Below are 20,352 nucleotides of genomic sequence, written 5' to 3'. Positions count from 1 at the left end.
CGTCCTCCGGTTCGACCCGGACAGCCGGAGACTGGCCGGTGCGGAGTTCCAATTGCCGAGGGAGTCCGCTTCCGCCGAGGTTTCCGCCCGCGTTTCAGTCCTGCCCGCGGTACGCCCGGGTGGGCTCCGCGCGGACGAGGTACGGGACTTCCGGCTGGAGATGTGCGAGGTGCTGTGCCGCACTCCCGGGGACACCGTGCTGACCAGCCTGCGCGACCGCGACGTCCTCAACGAGCAGCTGGAGGCCCGCATCGGCATTGCCCCCGATGCGGCCCTCCTCGTCCAGCACGGCACCGTCGTCGGCTGGAGTCTCACGGATCCGGCGCGTTACCTGACGCAGGCGTTCGCAGCCCCCGGCCCCAACCCACCGTTCCACCGAGCCGGTGATCGGCGACGTGATGGACGGCGAACCGGCCGCCCTGGCCCGGCTCAGGGCCGCCGACCAGGCCCTGCGCACTCAGCACGAGGACCGTTCCCGGGCCGACGCGCTGCTCGCGCTCATCGCCAACCTCGTGGAGGACCATCGGAACTGGTGACGGACAGCCGAAGAAGCTGAGGCGAACTTGGCGCTGTAGGCCACGTTTCGTGGCCTTCGCCGGTTGTTGGTCGCGTAGCCACATCTCTTCCACGGCCCGAACCGTTCGGACAGATCACGCCACTGCGCTCCGGTACGCACCCGGTGCAAAATCCCGTCGATCACCTGCCGGTGATCCCTTCGCCGGCCACAACGTCCGTTGTTGGTCGGCAGGAACGGTCGCAGCCGTTGCCGCTGAGTAAGCCCGGGGCGCGGTGGGCGCCGATGGTCGACCAGACGCGGTCGGCGTGACACGACCGACATCGGACGTTGCGAGGCCACTTCGGCGATATCCCTCCGTGAAGGCTGACGGGTGCTCAGGCATAGCCGATGTGGCGTCAGTCATGCGAGATCATTTTGCACGTGCGTTGCACAAGGTGTTGAAAAACAACGGTGATCAGTGGAGGGCCGGGAAGGTGGGTATCCGCAGGTCAGCTGGCATGTTGGGGTGTCGTGCCCCTTGCTCCCAAGGGGCACGACACCCCACCGGTCAGATGTCCCGGAAGATCTCGATCTGCGCGCCCACGGAGTTGAGCCGCTCTGCCAGCTCCTCGTAACCGCGGTTGATGACATACACGTTGCGCAGTACGGACGTGCCTTCCGCCGCCATCATGGCGAGCAGCACCACCACGGCGGGCCGCAGTGCCGGCGGGCACATCATCTCGGCGGCGCGCCACCGGGTCGGGCCCTCGACCAGTACCCGGTGGGGGTCCAGGAGTTGGAGCCTGCCGCCTAGGCGGTTCAGGTCGGTGAGGTAGATGGCCCGGTTGTCGTAGACCCAGTCGTGGATGAGGGTCTGGCCCTGGGCCGAGGCGGCGATCGCCGCGAAGAAGGGCACGTTGTCGATGTTGAGCCCTGGGAACGGCATGGGGTGGATCTTGTCGATCGGGGCCTCCAGCTTGGAGGGCCGGACCGTGAGGTCGACCAGGCGGGTGCGGCCGTTGTCGGCGGCGTACTCCGTCGTACGGTCGCAGTCGACGCCCATTTCTTCCAGCACCGCGAGTTCGATCTCCAGGAACTCGATCGGCACCCGGCGGATCGTCAGTTCGGACTCCGTCACCACGGCGGCGGCGAGGAGGCTCATCGCCTCGACCGGGTCCTCGGAGGGGGAGTAGTCGACGTCCACGTCTATGTGCGGAGCCCCGTGGACGGTCAGTGTGGTCGTACCGATGCCGTCCACGCGTATACCAAGGGCCTCCAGGAAGAAGCAGAGGTCCTGGACCATGTAGTTGGAGGAGGCGTTGCGGATGACGGTCCTGCCGTCGTGCCGGGCGGCGGCCAGCAGCGCGTTCTCGGTCACGGTGTCGCCGCGCTCGGTCAGCACGATGGGGCGGCCGGGGGTGACCGAGTGGTCGACCTGGGCGTGGTAGATGCCCTCGGTCGCGGCGATCTCCAGACCGAAGCGGCGCAGTGCGATCATGTGCGGCTCGATGGTCCGCGTACCGAGGTCGCAGCCGCCCGCGTACGGGAGCTTGAACCGGTCCATGCGGTGCAGCAGCGGGCCGAGGAACATGATGATGGAACGGGTCCGGCGGGCGGCGTCCGCGTCGATGGCGTCCATGTCGAGCCGGGCGGGCGGGACGATCTCCAGATCGGTTCCCTCGTTGATCCACCGGGTCCGCACGCCTATGGAGTTCAGCACCTCCAGGAGGCGGTAGACCTCCTCGATCCGGGCCACCCTGCGCAGCACCGTGCGGCCCTTGTTGAGCAGCGAGGCGCAGAGGAGTGCCACGCACGCGTTCTTGCTCGTCTTGACGTCGATGGAGCCCGAGAGCCGGCGGCCGCCGACCACCCGCAGGTGCATGGGCCCGGCGTAGCCGAGCGACACGATCTCGCTGTCGAGTGCCTCACCGATGCGCGCGATCATCTCAAGACTGATGTTTTGATTGCCGCGCTCGATGCGGTTCACGGCGCTCTGGCTGGTGGCGAGCGCCTCGGCGAGCTGACTCTGTGTCCAGCCCCGATGCTGACGTGCGTCACGGATGAGCTTGCCGATGCGTACGAGGTAATCGTCTGACATGGCGAAAGGCTATCTCAGATATGAGATGAGGCCTGTGCCGGGGTGTGGTGTTCGGGTGATTCTCGGGCGTGTCGGCACGGCAGTTGCAGGTCGGGCCGGTATGGACCGCCCGCATCCGGTGCGCGCCGTGCGTTCCATGTTGCGTCCGGACCACCGCGTCCGCGTGCGGTGCGCGTCCGTACGGGGGACGGGGCGGCCGGACTGCCTGGCACCGGCCTCCGGGAGCGCCCGGAGACCGGCCGTCGGCTTCCGGCGGTCAGTCCTCGAAGCCGTTGTCGCGCAGGATGTCGTCGATGCGGGCGCGGTGCGCGGCCTCCCACGCGTCAAGGGATTCGCCGGCCTCCTCGGCCACCTTCGCGCGGGCGTCGCGGAGCACCTGCTCGCGCCGGGCGCGGGGAACGACCACGATGCCTTCCTCGTCCGCCACCACGATGTCACCGGCTTCCACGTCCACACCGCCGCACCGCACGGGGCCGTTGAGCGGCCCGACCGCCTTCTTGGTACCGGGAATGGGGATCACGCCCCTGGCGAAGACGGGAAACCCCATCTCGCGCACCTCGGCGAGATCACGGATCACACCGTCGGCCACGAACGCCGCGATGCCCCGGCGCCGGGCGACGGCACAGACGTTCCCGCCGGCCAGCGCGTAGTCCACGTCGCCGGACTCGACGACGATGACGCTGCCGGGCTCCGCGCGGTGAATGGCTGCGTGGAGCATGAGGTTGTCGCCCGGAGGGCACCGCACGGTGAACGCCGGGCCGGCGACCCGTGGGACCGAGGGCCACAGCGGGCGGATGCCGATGTCCATGACCTGCCCGCGCCCCAGGAGGTCGGCGAGGGTGGTCGGGGAGGTGTCCTCGAACTCCCTGGACTCCCTGGACTCCTCGAACTTCTGGAATTCACTGATGCCGTTCATGTTCCTCCGTCGCCCGGGTCCACACGTCAGGTGTCGTACTGGCCGTCCCATGGAGCGTAGAAGCCGAGCCGGTCGGGGTGGAGTTCGGCCCGGTCGTCCTCGCCCTCGCCCTCGCCGTCTTCCCCGTCTTCCCCGTCCACGTTCCCGTCGTCGTGGCGCTCGATGACCAGCCCGAAGAGCACGCCGTCGACCGTCAGCCGGAAGGGCCGGATCGCGATGTCTCCGTACTCGCGCTCGGGAAGGCCGTCGAGGAGCGCCGTCATCCGCGCCTCCGCCCGCGCCATGACGGAGCCGTCGCCGGCGGGGAGTTGTCGCTGCTCGGCCTGCGTTCCCGCGTACCAGATGTCCGAATCGACGTGCCGGCCCTCGTGGTCGAACCGGTGCAGAACGACATAGAGCCGCTTGTGCTCCTCCCAGTCGTCGCCGACCGTGTACCCGTCCGGGAAGGCGTAGGTGACCGAGGCCAGGAACTGCCCGTCTGCGTACCGCCCGATGGTGTCGGTCCGGTAGTCCGGCTCGTGGGCTATGGGGATGATCGCGGGGACTGGCATGGCGAAACCGTAGTCGCGGCATCTGACATCGGCCGCCGGGCCCACTCCGGCCATGACCTGCGTCACTCGGCATTCCTGATGCCTTGTCCCGTTTGTGAGCACCGTGTCTAAGGTGGGTGCCGCGCGTGGTGGGTCCTGTCCGATCCGCGGTGCGCGCAGGTCATTTCGGCGCCGGGGGATCGGTGTCGCCGACACGGGGGAGGGCGGCCGGAGTTGTCGACGGAGCGGATGCGCGAGCTGTACTACTTCGACTACGCGCAGGACTTCGGGCTCAGCAGCTTCGCCGGCACTCTGTGCTCGCGTACGACGCTCCGCACCGACGTACCGGTGGTGCTCGCCCTCGCCGGGGCGCAGGCGGACGACGAGGACTACCAGCTCGGCAGGGACGTCCGGCTCCTGCTGGACTCCCCGCTGCCGGACGAGGTGCTCCACGCCGTGTGGCTGGCCGCCGTGCGCCGGTGCTTCGACCCGGCCGACGAGGGCACCGGCATCCGCTGCTGGTTGCGCCGGGTCGCGGAGGTCTGCCCGCCGTTCACGCAGGAGCGGGAAATGGCCGAGGCGGAGGTCCTCGACGAGGCGCGGCCGGCGGTGCCGGAGGAGGAGCTGCGCGGGACCGTGGCGGCGGAGATCGAGTCGGCCGCGGCCGCGCTCCGACGCGCCGTCGCGGTCCCGGACATCGTCCCGGCGCTCCTGCGGGTCGTGCGCGAGGCGGACGCCGACCTCGGGTTCCGGCTGTTCCTTCGTGCCGCGAAGGCGTACTCCGTACCGATCGGCAAGGAGGCGTACGACCGGCTGCTGGGGATCGGCGAGCTGCTGGCCCACCCCCTGGTCGCCGTCCACGACGGGCTGAACGTGCGCTGGCCCCCCGTCGACCCCGGCCGGCGCGACTTCGACCTCGGGCGCTTCGGGCTGCCGGTGCTCGCGAGCGTGTTCCACGGCACGGACTGGAAGTACCAGGGCACCGTTGCGGAGAACATCCGGAGCCTGGTCGGCAGCGACGCGGTCTCCGCCCCGGGTTCGTACGCGGCGGTGCTTCTGGAGGATGTACGGCGGCTGCTGGACTCCGCGCTGTCCGACGAGGCGGTCACCGCACTGTGGCGGACCGCCTCGCGACGGTTGTACGTCGATGCGGCGTTCGACGCCGACGAGGGGTTCGATGCCGACACGCGGGCCTGGCTGGAGCGGGTGGCTCGGGCATGCCGGGAACGGCTGAAGGAGGCCGACCCCGTCTACGTGCCGTACCTGTCACCCGCCCGGACCGATCTGGCCGGGGCCGTGCTGCGCGAGGTCCGCGAGGCGGCGCGCACCGACGTGGCCGAGGTGCGGGACGTGGCGCGCGTGCTGGAGGACGTGGTCACCACGGTGGACCCGGACCTGGGCTTCCGCCTCCTCCTCCAGATCCTCTTCACGCACGATGTTCCCGTCCCCGAGGCCCGGCGCGACCGCTACCGGGCCCTCGCTGAACGGCTCGGATTCAGCCCGGACCACGTGGACGACCAAATGCCGCGCCGGACGGACTGATCCGCCGCCCGGCCGGGCGGCGGATCAGTCCACTGAGTACGGGTACTCATGTGCGTCCGGGCACCGGTTGACCGGCTCCGCGGTATGACGAGTGGCAGAGGGGCGCTCACGGCCCTGCACCTCTTTGTGGTCTGGGCGATCACGGCGACCGCGGTGCCGGCGCTCGGCTTCGGGCTGGTGGCGGCGGCCTGGGGCGGCGGGGCCGGTGCGACGGTGCCGGTCCTGGCACTGGGCGCGCCGATGGTGGTGGTCCTGCTGGCCGTGGCGGGCCTGCTGGTGAAGGACGTGGTGCCGCTGTGCGGTTCCGTGCCGCGGCGGTTGGGCTGGGCGGTACTGGTCTTCGTCCTCGGCACGCTCGGCGTCCTGTCGGGTCTGGCCGCCTACAGCGGGGACGTCGACCTGGGGAGCGCCGGTACCCGGATCGCGCTGACGGGGGTGCCGTACGCCGTGGCCGCGGCGCTCTTCGTGCCGGGCCGGTGGGTGCGGTCGGGGGCGCTGATGGTGCTGGCGGCCGGGGTGGTCTACGGGGGCTTCGTCGGTCCGGCGCAGTCGCAGCAGCGTCAGCACGACGCGGAGATCGCGCGGTACCGGGAGAAGCCGGAGCTGCTGTACCTGGGCGCTGCACCGCCGGGCATGCAGGTCTCCCGCGCGGAGCTCGGCCCGGCCACCTTCGTCGTCGACTACCGTCCCGTCCGGGAGGGGTACGAGCCGGGGTACGTGAGCCTCGTCGTGCGCTCGTCGTACGCGCCGGAGGCCCGATGCCCCGAACCCGCGGAGAAGGGCGTCACCTGCACGGTGGACGCGAACCGGGAGATGGTCATGGTCCGCGAATTTCCCGACGGCACCCGCGACGTCACCCTTGTCCGCCGCCACGGGAAGGCGGAGGCACAGGTCGCCAGCCAGACCCTCGACGAAACCGGGCTGCGCCGTCTCCTGGACACTCTGCACCCGCTGTCGGACGCGGAGCTGGGGGAGCTGATGCGGGAGAAGAAGATCGACCACAGACTCTGAGCCCAGTCCGCTCCGGACTCCGGCAGCGGTCCCGTGCTCGGCCTCCGCCGGGAATCGCGCGGGCCGTGTCACGGTGCGAGTGAGTTCGAGTACGACGGGGGCGGCACTCCCTGCCGAGGGAGAGCCGCCCCCCGTCGCACTCGTGCCGCCCCTGCGCGGCGCCGGTTCTGCTCAGGCGGCGCGGCGGGCCCTGAGGTGGCGCACTGCGATGGTGGTGCCGCCACCCGCGACGATCAGCGCGGCGGCCACACCGGCGATCGCCGCGGTGCTGTCGTTCGTGCCGGTCTCGGCAAGGACGGAGTCCCTGTCCGCGGCCGGCCGGGCGCTGTTGTTCTTCATGGTCCTGTCGATCCAGTCCGCGTAGGCGGGCGCGCTGGTGTAGAGGCCAGGGCCCTGCGAGCACGGCACACCCGGGGTGCCGGGCCCCGAGGTGACGCCGATCAGTTCCCAGCGGCCGTCCCGGCCCTTCTGGAGCTGCGGTCCGCCGGAGTCCCCGAAGCACGCCATGGCCTCGGGCACGGTGGTGATCGTGCACAGCCGGGTCCGGTCCGCGTAGCCGGGCGCGCACTCGGATTCGGCGCCCCTGCGGGTGTTCAGTTCCTGCAGCCGGTCCGGGAACCTGAACTCGGTGTCGACGGTGGTGCCGAAGCCCAGGAGCCGGGTCGGCGTGCCGGGCCGTCCTGCCTGCTCGGCGATCTTGATGGGTTGCTGGGCGACCGGGCGGTCCAGGCGTATCAGCGCGATGTCGTTCTTGTTGGCGGCCTTGTTGTCGCCGTTCACGTAGCCGGGGTGGACGAAGGTCCGGTCGATCTTCCGGACGGTGCCGCCGGACTTGCGGTGGTCGCTGCCGACGCGCACGATGCCGTCCAGCTTGATGCCCTCGACCCTCAGGCAGTGGGCCGCCGTCAGCACCCACTGCCGATCGATCAGCGACGCCCCGCAGTTCCCGTCGATCAGACCCTGGTCCGGGGCCGACTCAGGGATGGTCGCCATGAACGGGTAGCTCTCGGTGGAGTCCGACCCGTTGACGATGGCTGCGGCGCTGCCGGCCAGGACGGTGGCGCAGGCCGCGGCGGCGAGAGCGCCGACGGCGGCGGTGCGGGCGGTACGGCGGCGCGGCGACTTGGAGCTGAACACAGGTGGTTCCCTTTTGCTTGGTGGATCCGGTATGCATTCAGCCTCGTCATCCGAGGCCTGCCGGACCATCCGGACAACCAGCCACCCGATGCTGTGGTCAGCCCCCGCATGACCGTGCGGCGGTGATGTACTAGAGTTATCTCGACATCGAGATATATGCCGAAGGCGCACCGCAGTCCGCCAGTCGGTAAGGGTTACCTAACTAAGCCTTACCTTAGCGGATGGGCGAGGGGCCGTAGGCGGCACCACGCGGCGCCCGCCGTATCGAGGCGTGGCGCGGAGTACGCGCACATTGATGAAGGAGACTGTCGTGTCGGCGAACAGCTTCGACGCCCGCAGCACGCTGCGCGTGGGCGACGAGTCGTACGAGATCTTCAAGCTGGACAAGGTCGAGGGCTCCGCGCGCCTCCCTTACAGCCTGAAGGTGCTGCTGGAGAACCTGCTCCGCACCGAGGACGGCGCGAACATCACCGCCGACCACATCCGGGCCCTCGGCGGCTGGGACTCCCAGGCCCAGCCCAGCCAGGAGATCCAGTTCACGCCGGCCCGCGTGATCATGCAGGACTTCACCGGTGTGCCGTGTGTCGTGGACCTCGCCACCATGCGTGAGGCCGTCAAGGAGCTGGGCGGCGACCCGGCCAAGATCAACCCCCTCGCCCCGGCCGAGCTGGTCATCGACCACTCCGTCATCGCCGACAAGTTCGGCACCAACGACGCGTTCGCGCAGAACGTCGAGCTGGAGTACGGCCGCAACAAGGAGCGCTACCAGTTCCTGCGCTGGGGCCAGACCGCCTTCGACGAGTTCAAGGTCGTCCCCCCGGGCACCGGCATCGTCCACCAGGTCAACATCGAGCACCTGGCCCGTACGGTCATGGTCCGGGGTGGCCAGGCGTACCCCGACACCCTCGTCGGCACCGACTCGCACACCACCATGGTCAACGGCCTCGGCGTGCTGGGCTGGGGCGTCGGCGGCATCGAGGCCGAGGCCGCGATGCTCGGCCAGCCGGTCTCCATGCTCATCCCGCGCGTCGTCGGCTTCAAGCTGACCGGCGAGCTCCCGGCCGGCACCACCGCCACCGACCTGGTGCTGACCATCACCGAGATGCTCCGCAAGCACGGTGTCGTCGGCAAGTTCGTCGAGTTCTACGGTGAGGGCGTTGCCGCCACCTCGCTCGCCAACCGCGCCACCATCGGCAACATGTCGCCGGAGTTCGGCTCCACCGCCGCGATCTTCCCGATCGACGACGAGACGCTGAAGTACCTGCGCCTGACCGGCCGCGCCGAGCAGCAGGTCGCGCTCGTCGAGGCGTACGCCAAGGAGCAGGGCCTCTGGCTCGACCCGGCCGCCGAGCCGGACTTCTCCGAGAAGCTGGAGCTGGACCTGTCGACGGTCGTCCCGTCGATCGCCGGCCCGAAGCGCCCGCAGGACCGCATCATCCTGGCGAACGCCAAGGAGCAGTTCGCCCAGGACGTGCGCAACTACGTCTCGGACGACGAGGAGTCGGGCAAGGAGTCCTTCCCGGCCTCCGACTCCCCGGCCGCCCACAACGGCGTCCCGTCGAACCCGACCACGGTCACGGCCCCCGACGGCACGACGTACGAGATCGACCACGGCGCCGTCACCGTCGCCGCGATCACCTCCTGCACCAACACCTCGAACCCGTACGTCATGGTCGCCGCGGCGCTCGTGGCGAAGAAGGCGGTCGAGAAGGGCCTGACCCGCAAGCCGTGGGTCAAGACCACCCTCGCCCCGGGCTCGAAGGTCGTCACCGACTACTTCGACAAGGCGGGCCTCACCCCGTACCTCGACAAGGTCGGCTTCAACCTCGTCGGCTACGGCTGCACCACCTGCATCGGCAACTCCGGCCCGCTGCCGGAGGAGGTCTCCAAGGCGGTCAACGAGCACGACCTGGCCGTGACCTCGGTGCTCTCCGGCAACCGTAACTTCGAGGGCCGGATCAACCCCGACGTCAAGATGAACTACCTGGCGTCCCCGCCGCTGGTCGTCGCGTACGCCATCGCCGGTTCGATGAAGGTGGACATCACCAAGGACGCCCTGGGCATCGACCAGGACGGCAAGCCGGTCTACCTCGCCGACATCTGGCCCTCCGAGGCCGAGGTGAACGACGTCGTCGCCAACGCCATCGGCGAGGACATGTTCAACAAGTCCTACCAGGACGTCTTCGCGGGCGACGCCCAGTGGCAGGCGCTGGCGATCCCCACCGGCAACACCTTCGAGTGGGACCCGCAGTCCACCTACGTGCGCAAGCCCCCGTACTTCGAGGGCATGACGATGGAGACGACCCCGGTCGCCGACATCACCGGCGCCCGGGTGCTCGCCAAGCTGGGCGACTCGGTCACCACCGACCACATCTCCCCGGCCGGTGCGATCAAGGCCGACACCCCGGCCGGCAAGTACCTCACGGAGCACGGCGTCGAGCGCCGTGACTTCAACTCCTACGGCTCGCGCCGAGGCAACCACGAGGTCATGATCCGCGGCACGTTCGCCAACATCCGCCTGCGCAACCAGATCGCCCCGGGCACCGAGGGCGGCTTCACCCGCGACTTCACCCAGGCGGACGCCCCGGTGTCGTTCATCTACGACGCCTCGCAGAACTACCAGGCCGCCGGCACCCCGCTGGTCATCCTGGCGGGCAAGGAGTACGGCTCCGGCTCGTCCCGCGACTGGGCCGCCAAGGGCACCGCGCTCCTCGGCGTCAAGGCCGTCATCGCCGAGTCCTACGAGCGCATCCACCGCTCGAACCTCATCGGCATGGGCGTCCTCCCGCTCCAGTTCCCGGAGGGCGCGAGCGCCGAGGCCCTCGGCCTCACCGGCGAGGAGACCTTCTCCTTCACCGGTGTGACCGAGCTGAACAACGGCACCACGCCGCGCACCGTCAAGGTGACCACCGACACCGGTGTGGAGTTCGACGCGGTCGTCCGCATCGACACCCCCGGTGAGGCGGACTACTACCGCAACGGCGGCATCATGCAGTACGTGCTCCGCAGCCTGATCCGCAAGTAGCAGATCCGGCGGGACACCGGGCCGCACCTCTTCGCATTGACGAAGGGGTGCGGCCCTTTCCCGTACCGGCTCACCGTCGCGCGGTCACCGTCGGAGCGACTTGGGCGAGGTGTAGCCGACGACGTACTTCGACACCGCCGACTGCTTGGTGTTCTTGTAGTTGAGCTTCTCGCTGGAGTTGCCCTCGACCGAGAAGTACGCCTTGTACTTGGTGCTGTACGCGGTGAGGACACCGACGTGGTCGATGACGCCGTCCCTGTTCCAGTCGTAGCTGACGACATCGCCCTTCTTCGGTACGTAGGGGTTCTTCTTCCTTGCCACCTCGGCGCGGGTGTGCCAGGTGTGGTTGGTGCGTCCGTAGCTGCGGAAGGAAGCGGCCGCCGCGTTGATCCCCGTCACCTTCGCGCCGCCCCAGTACCAGGTGTACTTCGCGAAGTCGGAGCACCAGGCGCGGGACTTCCACTTCACGGGCGTCCAGGTCTTGGTGCCCTTGACGTACATGTAGCCCTTGCTCGTGCCGCAGGTGGCGCGGTTGGTGCCGGTGCGCGGGGCCTTCGTGCCGTCGAAGCGGCGGTTGCGCGGGTCGGTCCAGAAGCCGGTGTAGAAGTTGCAGTTGTTCCTGGCGTTGACGCCGTTGGCCGCGCCCTCGTACTTGCGCTTCTTCACCTCGGCGTTCTTGCTGGTGTACTGACCGAGCGCCTGCGCGGCTATCTTGTTTCCGAGCGCGCTGGCGGCACTGACCGTACTGGCCGAAGCGGCCGTGCCGGCCGTGTCGGGCTGGACGGCGGTCGCGGGGTACGTCGTGACCCCCAGGGTGAGCACGGTGCCGAGGCCGGCCGTCGCCAGGGCATGGCGGATACGCATTTCTGCTCCTTGAGATCGGGTTGCTGTCCTGCTGCGCGACAGGTGGGTCCCCGGCTGCCGGCTGCGCTGTCTTCTCCGGTAGCCCGTCCCCGAACCTGTCCGGCGGGATGGACATCACCGTGCTCGGGCGACCCTGTCGCAACCTTGGAAAGAGCTTGAAACAGCTGCTCCGAGCCCTTGGCCTCGGTCTAGGATCGCGCCCGGGGGGTGGGTGGCGTGGCCGTGGAATTCCGCGTGCTCGGAGGGGTCGAGGCCTATGCCGACGGCCACCGGCTGGACCTGGGGCCCGCACGGCAGCAGCGCGTCCTCGCCGTGCTGCTGCTCGAAGCCGGCCAAGTGGTCACGGCGGACGAACTCGTGGACCGGGTCTGGGGCGAGCACGCCCCGCAGCGCGCCCGGCCGACGCTGTACAGCTACCTCTCCAGGCTGCGCAACGCGTTACGCACCGAGGGCCAGGAGGCGCCGATCGCGCGGCGGTCCGGAGGATACGTACTGACCGTCACCGCCACCGACGCCGACCTGCACCGCTTCCGGGCCCTCTCCGCCAGGGCCAGGGCCACCGCGCAGGCGGGGGACGAGCCGGCGGCGGCACGCCTCTTCGAGGAGGCCCTCGCGAACTGGCAGGGCGAGCTGTGCCCCGGCATGGACACCCCGTGGTTCAACTCCCGGCGCGAGGCGGCGCAGGTCGAACGCCTCGCCGCCGTGCTGGACTGGAGCGATCTCCAGCTCCGCCGCGGGATTCACACCGAGCTGGTGACCGTGCTGGCCCCGCTCGCCGAGGACAACCCGCTGGACGAACGGCTCGCCGGACAGCTGATGCTCGCCCTCTACCGGGGCGGGCGCCCCGCCGACGCCCTCAACCACTACCAGGAGCTGCTCCGTCGTCTCGTCGAGGAGCTGGGCATCGACCCGGCACCGCCGCTGCGGAGCCTGCACCAGCAGATCCTGATCTCGGATCCGCGGCTCGCCCCGCCGGCCCGCGATATCGCGCCCGCCCCGGCGCCCGCCACGACGACGCAGACCACGACGACACACCCACGACAACTGCCCGCTCCGCCACCCCTGCTGGCCGGCCGGGACAGCGAACTGGTCGGCCTGGACAAACTGTTGGCTCCGCAGGGCGAACCGCACGGCGGGACCGTGCTGATCGCGGTGATCTGCGGCACCGGCGGCGTCGGCAAGACCTCGCTGGCACTGCGCTGGGCCCATGGCTGGCAGGAGCGCTTCCCCGACGGCCAGCTCTTCGCGGATCTCCAGGGCTTCACCCCCTCCGGTGAACCCGCCGACCCGTACGCGGTCATGCGCGGATTCCTGGAAGCCCTCGGCGCCGACCCCGGGAGCCTTCCCGCCGCGCCCCAGGCCCAGGCCGCGCTGTACCGGAGCCTCACGGCGGGCCGGCGTCTGCTCATCGTGCTCGACAACGCCCGGGACACCGACCAGGTGGTGCCCCTGCTGCCCGGCAGCCCCAGCTGTACGGTCCTGATCACGAGCCGTCACCGGCTGCCCGGACTTGCCGCCTCCCACGGCGCCGCCCAGCTCACCCTGGAGACGCTCGACCCCGCCGAGGCACGCGACCTGCTCGTCCGCCGCCTCGGTTCCGACCGGATCGCCGCGGAACCCGGGGCGGCGACGGAACTCCTCCGCCACTGCGCCGGTCTCCCCATCGCCATCAGCGTCCTCGCCGCCCGCCTCACCACCGACCCGATGCTCACCCTGATCGCCCTGGCGGCCGAACTCCGGGAAGCGGCGACCCCGCTGGACGCCCTGGAGACCGGCGAACCGAACGGCGACATGCGGATCGTCTTCGCCTCCTCCTACCTCGCGCTCGACGCCGAAACCGCCCGGGTCTTCCGGCAGTTCGCCCAGGCCCCCGGGGCGGACATCGGCCTGCCCGCCGCCGCCAGCCTCACCGGCCTGCCGCTTCCCCGCCTCCGTACCCGGCTGCACCGTCTCCAGGCCCACCACCTCGTCCAGGAACGCGTCCCCGGCCGCTTCACCTGCCACGACCTGCTGCGCGCGTACGCCCTGGAGATGACGGAGGCCGTCGCCCCCGCCGGGGAGGCGGAAGCGGCACTCACCCGCGTACTCGACCACTACGCGCACACCGCGTACGAGGCCGACCGGCTCCTGCTCCCGCACCGCGATCCGCTCGCGCCGGCGACGCCGGCGGACGGCACGCGCCTTGAGGAATTCACAGACGCCGACCGGGCCACGGCGTGGTTCGCGAGCGAGCACACCGTGCTGACCGCGGCCGTCAACCACGCGGTACGCACAGGACACGATGCCCAGGCATGGCGGACGGCCTGGGCGATCACCACCTTCCTCGCCCGCCGGGCGTGGTGGGTCGACGTCACCGCCGTGCACAGCACCGCGCTGGCCGCCGCGGTCCGCCTCGGGGATCCGGCCGCCCAGGCGGAGTCCCGCCGCGCGCTCGCCTGGGCCTGCACGGAGACCGGGCGCTTCGCGGAGGCCCACCAGGAGCTGGCCCACGCGCTGGCCCTCGCGGAGAGACACGGCGACCCCCTCTCCGCCGCCCACACCCATCTCGCCCTCGGCTGGCAGTACGAGCGCGAGGGCGACAACGCTGCCGCGCTGCGCCACGACCGCAGCGCCGTCGAGTACTTCACCTCGGCCGGAAACCTTCCCGGACGGGCCCGCGCACTGAACGCCGTGGCCTGGGACCACACCCAGCTGGGGGACCACGAGGCGTCGGTACGCCGCTGCCAGGAGGCGCTGGTGATCCAGCGGGAACTGGGCGACGAACGAGGCCGGGCCGGCACCTGGGACACCCTCGGCTACGCCTACCACCGCCTCGGCGAACACGCGAAGGCCATCGACTGCTACCAGCACAGCCTGGACCTCAACCGCGCACTGGATCACCGCTACAACGAGGCCGAGACGCTGGTCCACCTGAGCCAGGCCCACTGTGCGACCGGCGCCGTCGAACCGGCCAGGGCCGCCCTGCACGAGGCCCTCCGCATCTACCTCGACATCCACGCGCTCAACCCCGAGGTGAACCACGTCCGCGCACTCCTGCGCGACCTCGGCGGCCCACCGGAACCGGAGGGCAGTTGACCGGTGTGGTGCCGGACAGGCCGTATGAACCCGGCCCTTCACGCCGGGCGCGTCGGCCGAGGCTGTCGCTCTACTGCTTGACGCCTTGCACGAAGGCCGCCCAGACCGACGCACGGAAGGGCAGGACGGGGCTGTCCGTCAGCTTGGTGTCGCGTACGGGGACGAAGCCGGGGACGTTGTCGGCGACCTCGACGCAGCTTCCGCCGTCTCCGTTGCTGTAGGACGAGGTCCGCCAGGCGGCACGGCTGAGATCGGGTGTGCTGTTCATCGGTCGTAGTCCTTCGCCGCCGAGGCGATCAGTGCCAGGGACGCCTCCGGCGACAGCGCGACGGCCCTGGCCAGATCGTATGCCGATCGATACTGCGCCACCAGAGCAGCCTCTTCGATGAGTTGACCCGCGTAGGCGCCCTCCGTGTACACAACGGGCGGCGCATCGGTGAACTGCATCAGCGAGGACATGGTGTTGAGAAACGGATGGAAGCCGACGGAGAACGGCAGGACCTGCACGATCGCCTGCGGATGAGCCCGAGCCGTCTCGACGAGGTGAGTGAGCTGCTCCCTCATGGTGTGCGGGTCGCCGATCGGCACACGCAAGTGCGGCCTCGTGAATGATCGCCCAGAAGTCCGGCTCGTTTTCGCAGCTGAGGAGTTGAGCGCGCTCCATGCGAGCGCTGACCGTCCGTTCCACCTCGTCGTCGGACGCCCGCCGCTTCGTGCCTCTGGTCAACGTCGTGGCGTAGGCGCGCGTCCCGTCGGCGTACGGATCGAGATCCTTGGGCTGCGGCATACGCCGGAATGTAGCGGCGCACGGACGCGCTGGACCGGGAATCGGGGAATGCGCCACCCGTAGGTGTCCACCGCCGCCCCGACACCCGGGGGCGAGCCGCACCCCGTCGCCGACCCGGTGGAATGCGATCGTGGGCCCGCGGGTTCACAGAGCGACATCGGCACAGAAAGAGCGGAATCATCATGGGCGAGCTGATCCTGATCCGGCACGGCGAGACGGAGTGGTCGCGGTCCGGGCAGCACACGAGCTACACCGATCTGCCGCTGACCGCCTTCGGGGAACGGCAGGCCCGTGCGCTGGCACCCTTGCTCACCGACCGGCGGATCGCGCTCACCCTCGTCTCTCCCGCCGTACGCGCCCGGCGCACCGCCGAGCTCGCCGGGCTCGCCGCGCCCCGCATCACACCCGAGCTGCGCGAGTGGGACTACGGCGGCTACGAAGGGGTGACCACCGTCGAGATCCGCCGGACCCGCCCCGAGTGGAATCTCTGGACGGACGGGGTCGCCCCCGGACCCGAGGCGCACCCCGGTGAAACCCCGGCCGAGGTCGGGGCGCGCGCCGACCGGGTGCTGGCCGAAGTCGCGGAGGCGGCCGGGCGGGACGAGGACGAGGACATCGCGCTGGTCGCGCACTCGCATTTCCTGCGTGTGCTCACCGCCCGCTACCTCGGTCTGACGCCGGCCGAGGGCACGCTGTTCCAGCTCGCCACGGGGGCCGTCTCCCGGCTCGGCACCGAGCACGGGAAGCCGGTCATCACCGCGTGGAATGTGACATTGCCCGAGAGCTTGTTCCCCCGGGCCGTTCCGGAGACCCCGAAACAGGACTGAGAGGAACGGGACTGACCGCACCGACGGCCGGTACCCCGCCCAGGGGTACCGGCCGCCGGTCTCGACGCAGGAGGAGCGGCAGGGTCAGGCGAGCAACTCCAGTTCAGCGAGGGTGCCTTCACCGGCGAACACCAGGCGGTAGTGCGCGTACGAGCCCGGATCGGTCACCGAGAACACCCTCGTCTGCCGGTCCCAGGCGAAGGACTCGGCCGAGCGCCTGTCCAGGTCCTTCCACGTCGTGCCGTCAGAGGAGCCCTGGAGGACCCAGCCGCTCGGGGCCCCGGCCGCCTTGTCCGATGTCAGTGTGTAGCGGACCGCGTCCGTGGCCGAGGGGACCGGCAGGTCCACCGTGGCGACCTTCGCGGAGGTGGCCGAGGTGTTGTCGAACAGGGCGCCGTCGCCCTTCACCACGTCCGCCTGTACCGTCGCCACCTTGTCGTCCGTGGTGATGGACGTCGGTGCCGCGTTCTTTCCGGTGCCCCACGACGACGGCCTCGGGCCCATGTCGAAGTCCAGCACACCGCCCTCGGCCAGCAGGTCGTGCGGGAGCGAAGTGGAGGTCCACTTCTTGCCGTTGACCCGCAGGCCCTGCACATAGATGTTCTTCGCGCTGTTCTTCGGCGCCCTGACGACCAGGTCGTGGCCGTTCTCCAGGTTGACGGTCGTCTTCTTGAAGAGCGGGGAGCCGATCGCGTACTCGCCACTGCCCATGACCAGCGGGTAGAAGCCGAGCGAGGAGAAGAGGTACCAGGCCGACTGCTCGCCGTTGTCCTCGTCGCCGTGGTAGCCCTGCCCGATGTCGCTGCCCGTGTAGAGCCGGCCCAGGACCTCGCGGACCTTCTCCTGCGTCTTCCAGGGCTGCGAGGCCGCGTCGTACATGTAGGTGACGTGGTGCGCGACCTGGTTGCTGTGACCGTACTGACCCATCCGTACGTCACGCGCCTCGGTCATCTCGTGGATGACACCGCCGTACGAGCCGACGAACTCGGGGCCCGCCGTCTCGGGAGTGGAGAAGTACGTGTCGAGCTTCTTGGCCAGGCCGTCCCGGCCGCCGTACAGGTTCGCCAGGCCCCGGCTGTCCTGCGGGGCCGTGAAGGCGTAGCCCCAGCCGTTGGTCTCCGTGTAGTCGTAGCCCCAGACCCGGGGGTCGTACTTGTCCGACGGGAGCCGCCAGTCGCCCTTGGCGTCCCTGCCCTGGAAGAAGCCGGCCTTGTCGTCGAAGAGCTGGACGTAGTTCCGGGCGCGGCCCAGGAAGTACTCGGACTCCTCCTTGTAGCGCGCCTTCTTCGTCTTCTTGTAGAGGGCCTGGCCCATCCGCGCGATGCCGTAGTCGTTGAGGTAGCCCTCCAGGGACCAGGACAGGCCCTCGTGCGTGTCGGTGTTCGCGTAGCCGGTGAACGGGGACGTCACCATGCCCTTGCGGCCGACGCCCGAGGACGGCGGGACCACCGTGGCGTTCTTCAGCGCCGCCTCGTACGCCGCCTCCGCGTCGAACTTCACGCCCTTGACGTAGGCGTCCGCGAACGCGACGTCCGAGGAGGTGCCGGTCATCAGGTCGGAGTAGCCGGGGGAGGACCAGCGGGAGATCCAGCCGCCGTCCTTGTACTGCTGGACGAAGCCGTCCACCATCTCGCCGGCCTTGTCAGGGGTGAGGAGGGAGTAGGCGGGCCACGTCGTGCGGTAGGTGTCCCAGAAGCCGTTGTTGACGTAGACCTTGCCGTCGACGATCTTCGCCCCGGTGTGCGTCGGGGTGTCGGAGCCGACCTGCGGGGAGAACGGACTGGCGTACTTGTCCTTGCCGTCGACCTTCTCGAAGCCCGAGTTCGGGTACAGGTACAGCCGGTACAGACTGGAGTAGAGGGTGGTCAGCTGATCGGCCGTGGCACCCTCGACCTCGACCTTGCCCAGGATGTCGTCCCAGGCACGTTGTGCCCGGTCCTCGACCCGGCCGAAGGAGCGGGAGGCAGGGATCTCGGCGGCCAGGTTCCGCTTCGCCTGGTCGATGCCGATGAGGGAGGTCGCCAGGCGCAGGCCGACAGTGCGGTCCTCGCCGGCGTCGAAGCGGAGGTAACCCGTGACGTCGTCTCCACCGCCGCCGGACAGCTTGCCGCTCGCGGTGACCGGCGCGTCGAAGACGCCGTACACGAAGAGACGGGTGGCGCCGGTCGAGCCGCCGCTCTTCACGTCGGAGAAGCCGGTGAAGGAGCTGGTGGCCGGGTCGAGGGTGAGGCCGCCGTCGTTGGAGACGTTGTCGAAGACGATGCTCGCGTCGTCACCGGGGTAGGTGAACCGCATCCGGGCCGCGTGGTCGGACGGTGTCATCTCGGCCTTGAGGCCGTTGTCGAATGTCACACCGTAGTAGTGCGGCTTCGCCGTCTCGTTCTCGTGGTGGAACGGCAGCGCACGCGCCTTGCGCGAGGCGTCCGGAGTGCCGGCGACCGCCGAGGGCATCAGCTGGAAGGTCTGCCGGTCGCCCATCCAGGGGCTCGGCTCATGACTGGCGCTGAACGCCTGGAGGGTGGGCAGGTTGTCGTCGTTGTTGCCCCGCGCGTAGTCGTACAGCCAGCTCGTCGAGCCGGCGTTGGTGACCGGGGTCCAGAAGTTGAAGCCGTTCGGGACCGCGGTGGCGGGGAAGTTGTTGCCGCGGGAGAAGGCACCGCTGGAGTTGGTGCCGCGGACCGTCGACGCGTAGTCGGACAGGTGCGCGCGGCGCTTCTCGGGCGCCTTCGGGGCGATCTCGATGTCGTCGATCCAGCCCTGGAACTTCGCCGTGCCCTTGGGGGAGTCGTACGCCACCAGGATCCGGTCCACGGTCCTGCCCGCCGCGACCGTGCCGATCGCCGACTCGACCTTGTTCCACTGGTTGACGTACAGCCGCTTGGCATCGGCCTGGCCCTGCGGGGTCAGCAGGCCGCCGTTGTTGTCCGTGGCCCGCAGCTCGCTCAGATACGTGCCGTCCGTGAACGCCAGGTCCACCGAGACATGCGTCGCCGGGTAGTCGAGGTCGGTCTCGCCCATCTGGGGATAGACCAGGTACGACAGTGAGGTGTCACGGGTGACAGCCGTGTTCACGTCGAAGACCTTGTTGTACGAGTACGCCCGGCCGTCCGCCTTGTGCGTACCGGCGTACCGCAGGGCCCGTTTTCCGGTGAAGCCCGCGCCCGCCTTGGCGGTGGGGGAGCCGGAGGGGCCGCGGTCGACGTGGCTGCGCATCTCCTCCGGGGCCGGGGTGGAGGTGTCGCCGTCGGAGAACTGGACGTCGGCGAGCTGGGTGGCGTCGTCGGCGCCGTTGTTCTTCGTGATCTGAAGGCGGAAGTGCTGGTATGCGGTGTCAGATGTGAAATCGTACGACTTCGTCTGGAACCGCTCGGTGAACGTCTGGCCGGTCCGGGAGTCGAGGTCCTGCCAGTCCCTGCCGTCGGCGGAGCCCTGGAGGGCCCAGTCCTTCGGGTCGCGCTCGTCGTGGTCATTGGCCGAAGTCAGTGCGTATGTCACGACCTTGGCCGGTTCATCCAGATCGAATTCGACCCAGCCGGTGGGCTCGAAGGTCAGCCACTTGGTGCCGGACTCCACGTCGATCAGGTTTTCCTTGACCTCCCCGCCGCCGCTGTTCTCACCACTTGCGCGGACGTCTGTCACCTTGTCGGTGATATTGCCCGGTATTCCTGCGGAGAATCCGCCGTCGACACCCGATGACCGCTTCTCTCCGTCCGGACCCTCTTCTACGGTGTTGCGCCAGTCCGGCTGCTTTTCATCCGCTTCGAACGACGAGTTGAATGTCCGGTCCCCCGAAGGCGACCGGCTTTCTTCGTGTGCGGCGGCCGACTGTGCGGCGGCCGCGGAGGGGGCGGTCACGACCAGAACGAGTGAAGCCGCGATCAGCGCGGCCGTACGGGCTTGTCTCGTGCGAGAACCATGTCGGGGCTGCATGCCGAGCCATTCCTCCCGAGGAGTGCATCCGGACAACGTTGTCAGAGAGATGCGCAAGGTCCAGTAGGGAGCCAAGTGGCGGGATGTGTCAAGGGTGTTGGACGGGAAGCGCAA

General features: G+C 69.6%; 15 protein-coding genes and 1 pseudogene. 5 read left to right on the top strand and 11 right to left on the bottom strand.

Annotation, left to right across the window (positions count from 1 at the left end):
* Nucleotides 1-94 precede the first annotated feature (94 nt).
* The 5 genes from ACFYY7_RS06675 to ACFYY7_RS06655 all read right to left on the bottom strand — a co-directional run bounded on the left by ACFYY7_RS06675 (nt 95) and on the right by ACFYY7_RS06655 (nt 4,061).
* The gene (locus ACFYY7_RS06675; RefSeq protein ID WP_388657904.1) at nt 95-289 is read right to left on the bottom strand and encodes a hypothetical protein; all 195 of its coding nucleotides are present in this window, start codon (nt 287-289) and stop codon (nt 95-97) included.
* A 168-nt stretch (nt 290-457) separates the two neighbouring features.
* The gene (locus ACFYY7_RS06670) at nt 458-811 is read right to left on the bottom strand and encodes a transposase (RefSeq protein WP_388658402.1); all 354 of its coding nucleotides are present in this window, start codon (nt 809-811) and stop codon (nt 458-460) included.
* 253 nt (nt 812-1,064) lie between these two features.
* A complete protein-coding gene (locus ACFYY7_RS06665) occupies nt 1,065-2,594 on the bottom strand; it encodes a helix-turn-helix domain-containing protein (protein ID WP_388657901.1) in 1,530 nt (509 codons plus the stop codon).
* Between the two features lie 256 nt (nt 2,595-2,850).
* Complete coding sequence (locus ACFYY7_RS06660; RefSeq protein WP_388657899.1) at nt 2,851-3,510, bottom strand: RraA family protein; 660 nt, start codon at nt 3,508-3,510, stop codon at nt 2,851-2,853.
* A 26-nt stretch (nt 3,511-3,536) separates the two neighbouring features.
* Nucleotides 3,537-4,061, bottom strand: coding sequence for a hypothetical protein (locus tag ACFYY7_RS06655; RefSeq protein WP_388657896.1), 525 nt, complete (start codon nt 4,059-4,061; stop codon nt 3,537-3,539).
* Nucleotides 4,062-4,274: 213 nt separating this feature from the next.
* Between ACFYY7_RS06655 and ACFYY7_RS06650 the strand changes: the two genes are divergently transcribed.
* Together ACFYY7_RS06650 and ACFYY7_RS06645 are read left to right on the top strand one after the other, a co-directional pair.
* The gene (locus tag ACFYY7_RS06650; RefSeq protein WP_388657894.1) at nt 4,275-5,582 is read left to right on the top strand and encodes a hypothetical protein; all 1,308 of its coding nucleotides are present in this window, start codon (nt 4,275-4,277) and stop codon (nt 5,580-5,582) included.
* An 84-nt stretch (nt 5,583-5,666) separates the two neighbouring features.
* The gene (locus ACFYY7_RS06645; RefSeq protein ID WP_388657892.1) at nt 5,667-6,593 is read left to right on the top strand and encodes a hypothetical protein; all 927 of its coding nucleotides are present in this window, start codon (nt 5,667-5,669) and stop codon (nt 6,591-6,593) included.
* A gap of 171 nt (nt 6,594-6,764) precedes the next feature.
* Here ACFYY7_RS06645 and ACFYY7_RS06640 read toward each other — a convergent pair whose 3' ends face one another.
* Nucleotides 6,765-7,730: a S1 family peptidase gene (locus tag ACFYY7_RS06640; RefSeq protein ID WP_388657889.1), complete on the bottom strand. Its 966-nt coding sequence runs from the start codon at nt 7,728-7,730 to the stop codon at nt 6,765-6,767.
* A 310-nt stretch (nt 7,731-8,040) separates the two neighbouring features.
* Here ACFYY7_RS06640 and acnA point away from each other — a divergent pair, with 310 nt between their 5' ends.
* Nucleotides 8,041-10,755 (top strand): aconitate hydratase AcnA, encoded by a 2,715-nt coding sequence (gene acnA, locus ACFYY7_RS06635; RefSeq protein WP_388657886.1) that lies wholly within the window; start codon nt 8,041-8,043, stop codon nt 10,753-10,755.
* 84 nt (nt 10,756-10,839) lie between these two features.
* On the opposite strand, the gene ACFYY7_RS06630 is transcribed toward acnA, so the two are convergent.
* On the bottom strand, nt 10,840-11,619 hold the full coding sequence (locus ACFYY7_RS06630) for a hypothetical protein (RefSeq protein ID WP_388657883.1): 780 nt from the start codon (nt 11,617-11,619) through the stop codon (nt 10,840-10,842).
* A gap of 216 nt (nt 11,620-11,835) precedes the next feature.
* On the opposite strand from ACFYY7_RS06630, the gene ACFYY7_RS06625 reads away from it, so the two are divergent.
* Entirely contained in the window at nt 11,836-14,694 is a 2,859-nt protein-coding gene (locus ACFYY7_RS06625) for a BTAD domain-containing putative transcriptional regulator (protein WP_388657880.1), read from the top strand.
* Between the two features lie 70 nt (nt 14,695-14,764).
* On the opposite strand, the gene ACFYY7_RS06620 is transcribed toward ACFYY7_RS06625, so the two are convergent.
* The 3 genes and pseudogenes from ACFYY7_RS06620 to ACFYY7_RS06610 all read right to left on the bottom strand — a co-directional run.
* Nucleotides 14,765-14,962 (bottom strand): DUF397 domain-containing protein, encoded by a 198-nt coding sequence (locus ACFYY7_RS06620; RefSeq protein WP_388658399.1) that lies wholly within the window; start codon nt 14,960-14,962, stop codon nt 14,765-14,767.
* Nucleotides 14,959-15,282, bottom strand: a complete 324-nt coding sequence (locus ACFYY7_RS06615) for a Scr1 family TA system antitoxin-like transcriptional regulator (protein ID WP_388657877.1) — start codon at nt 15,280-15,282, stop codon at nt 14,959-14,961. Before ACFYY7_RS06615 ends, ACFYY7_RS06620 begins: the two co-directional genes overlap by 4 nt.
* A gap of 67 nt (nt 15,283-15,349) precedes the next feature.
* Nucleotides 15,350-15,481, bottom strand: a pseudogene (locus ACFYY7_RS06610) (hypothetical protein); the annotation flags it as partial.
* Nucleotides 15,482-15,663: 182 nt separating this feature from the next.
* Here ACFYY7_RS06610 and ACFYY7_RS06605 point away from each other — a divergent pair.
* On the top strand, nt 15,664-16,308 hold the full coding sequence (locus ACFYY7_RS06605) for a histidine phosphatase family protein (RefSeq protein WP_388657875.1): 645 nt from the start codon (nt 15,664-15,666) through the stop codon (nt 16,306-16,308).
* 84 nt (nt 16,309-16,392) lie between these two features.
* Here the strand turns inward: ACFYY7_RS06605 and ACFYY7_RS06600 are convergent, their stop codons facing one another.
* Nucleotides 16,393-20,238 (bottom strand): GH92 family glycosyl hydrolase, encoded by a 3,846-nt coding sequence (locus ACFYY7_RS06600; protein ID WP_388657873.1) that lies wholly within the window; start codon nt 20,236-20,238, stop codon nt 16,393-16,395.
* Between the last annotated feature and the right edge of the window lie 114 nt (nt 20,239-20,352).

The organism is Streptomyces sp. NPDC001933, assembly GCF_042890955.1.
GTDB lineage: Bacteria > Actinomycetota > Actinomycetes > Streptomycetales > Streptomycetaceae > Streptomyces.
The sequence above is the reverse complement of the archived record's forward strand: the minus strand, read 5'-3'. Positions and strand labels throughout refer to the sequence as shown.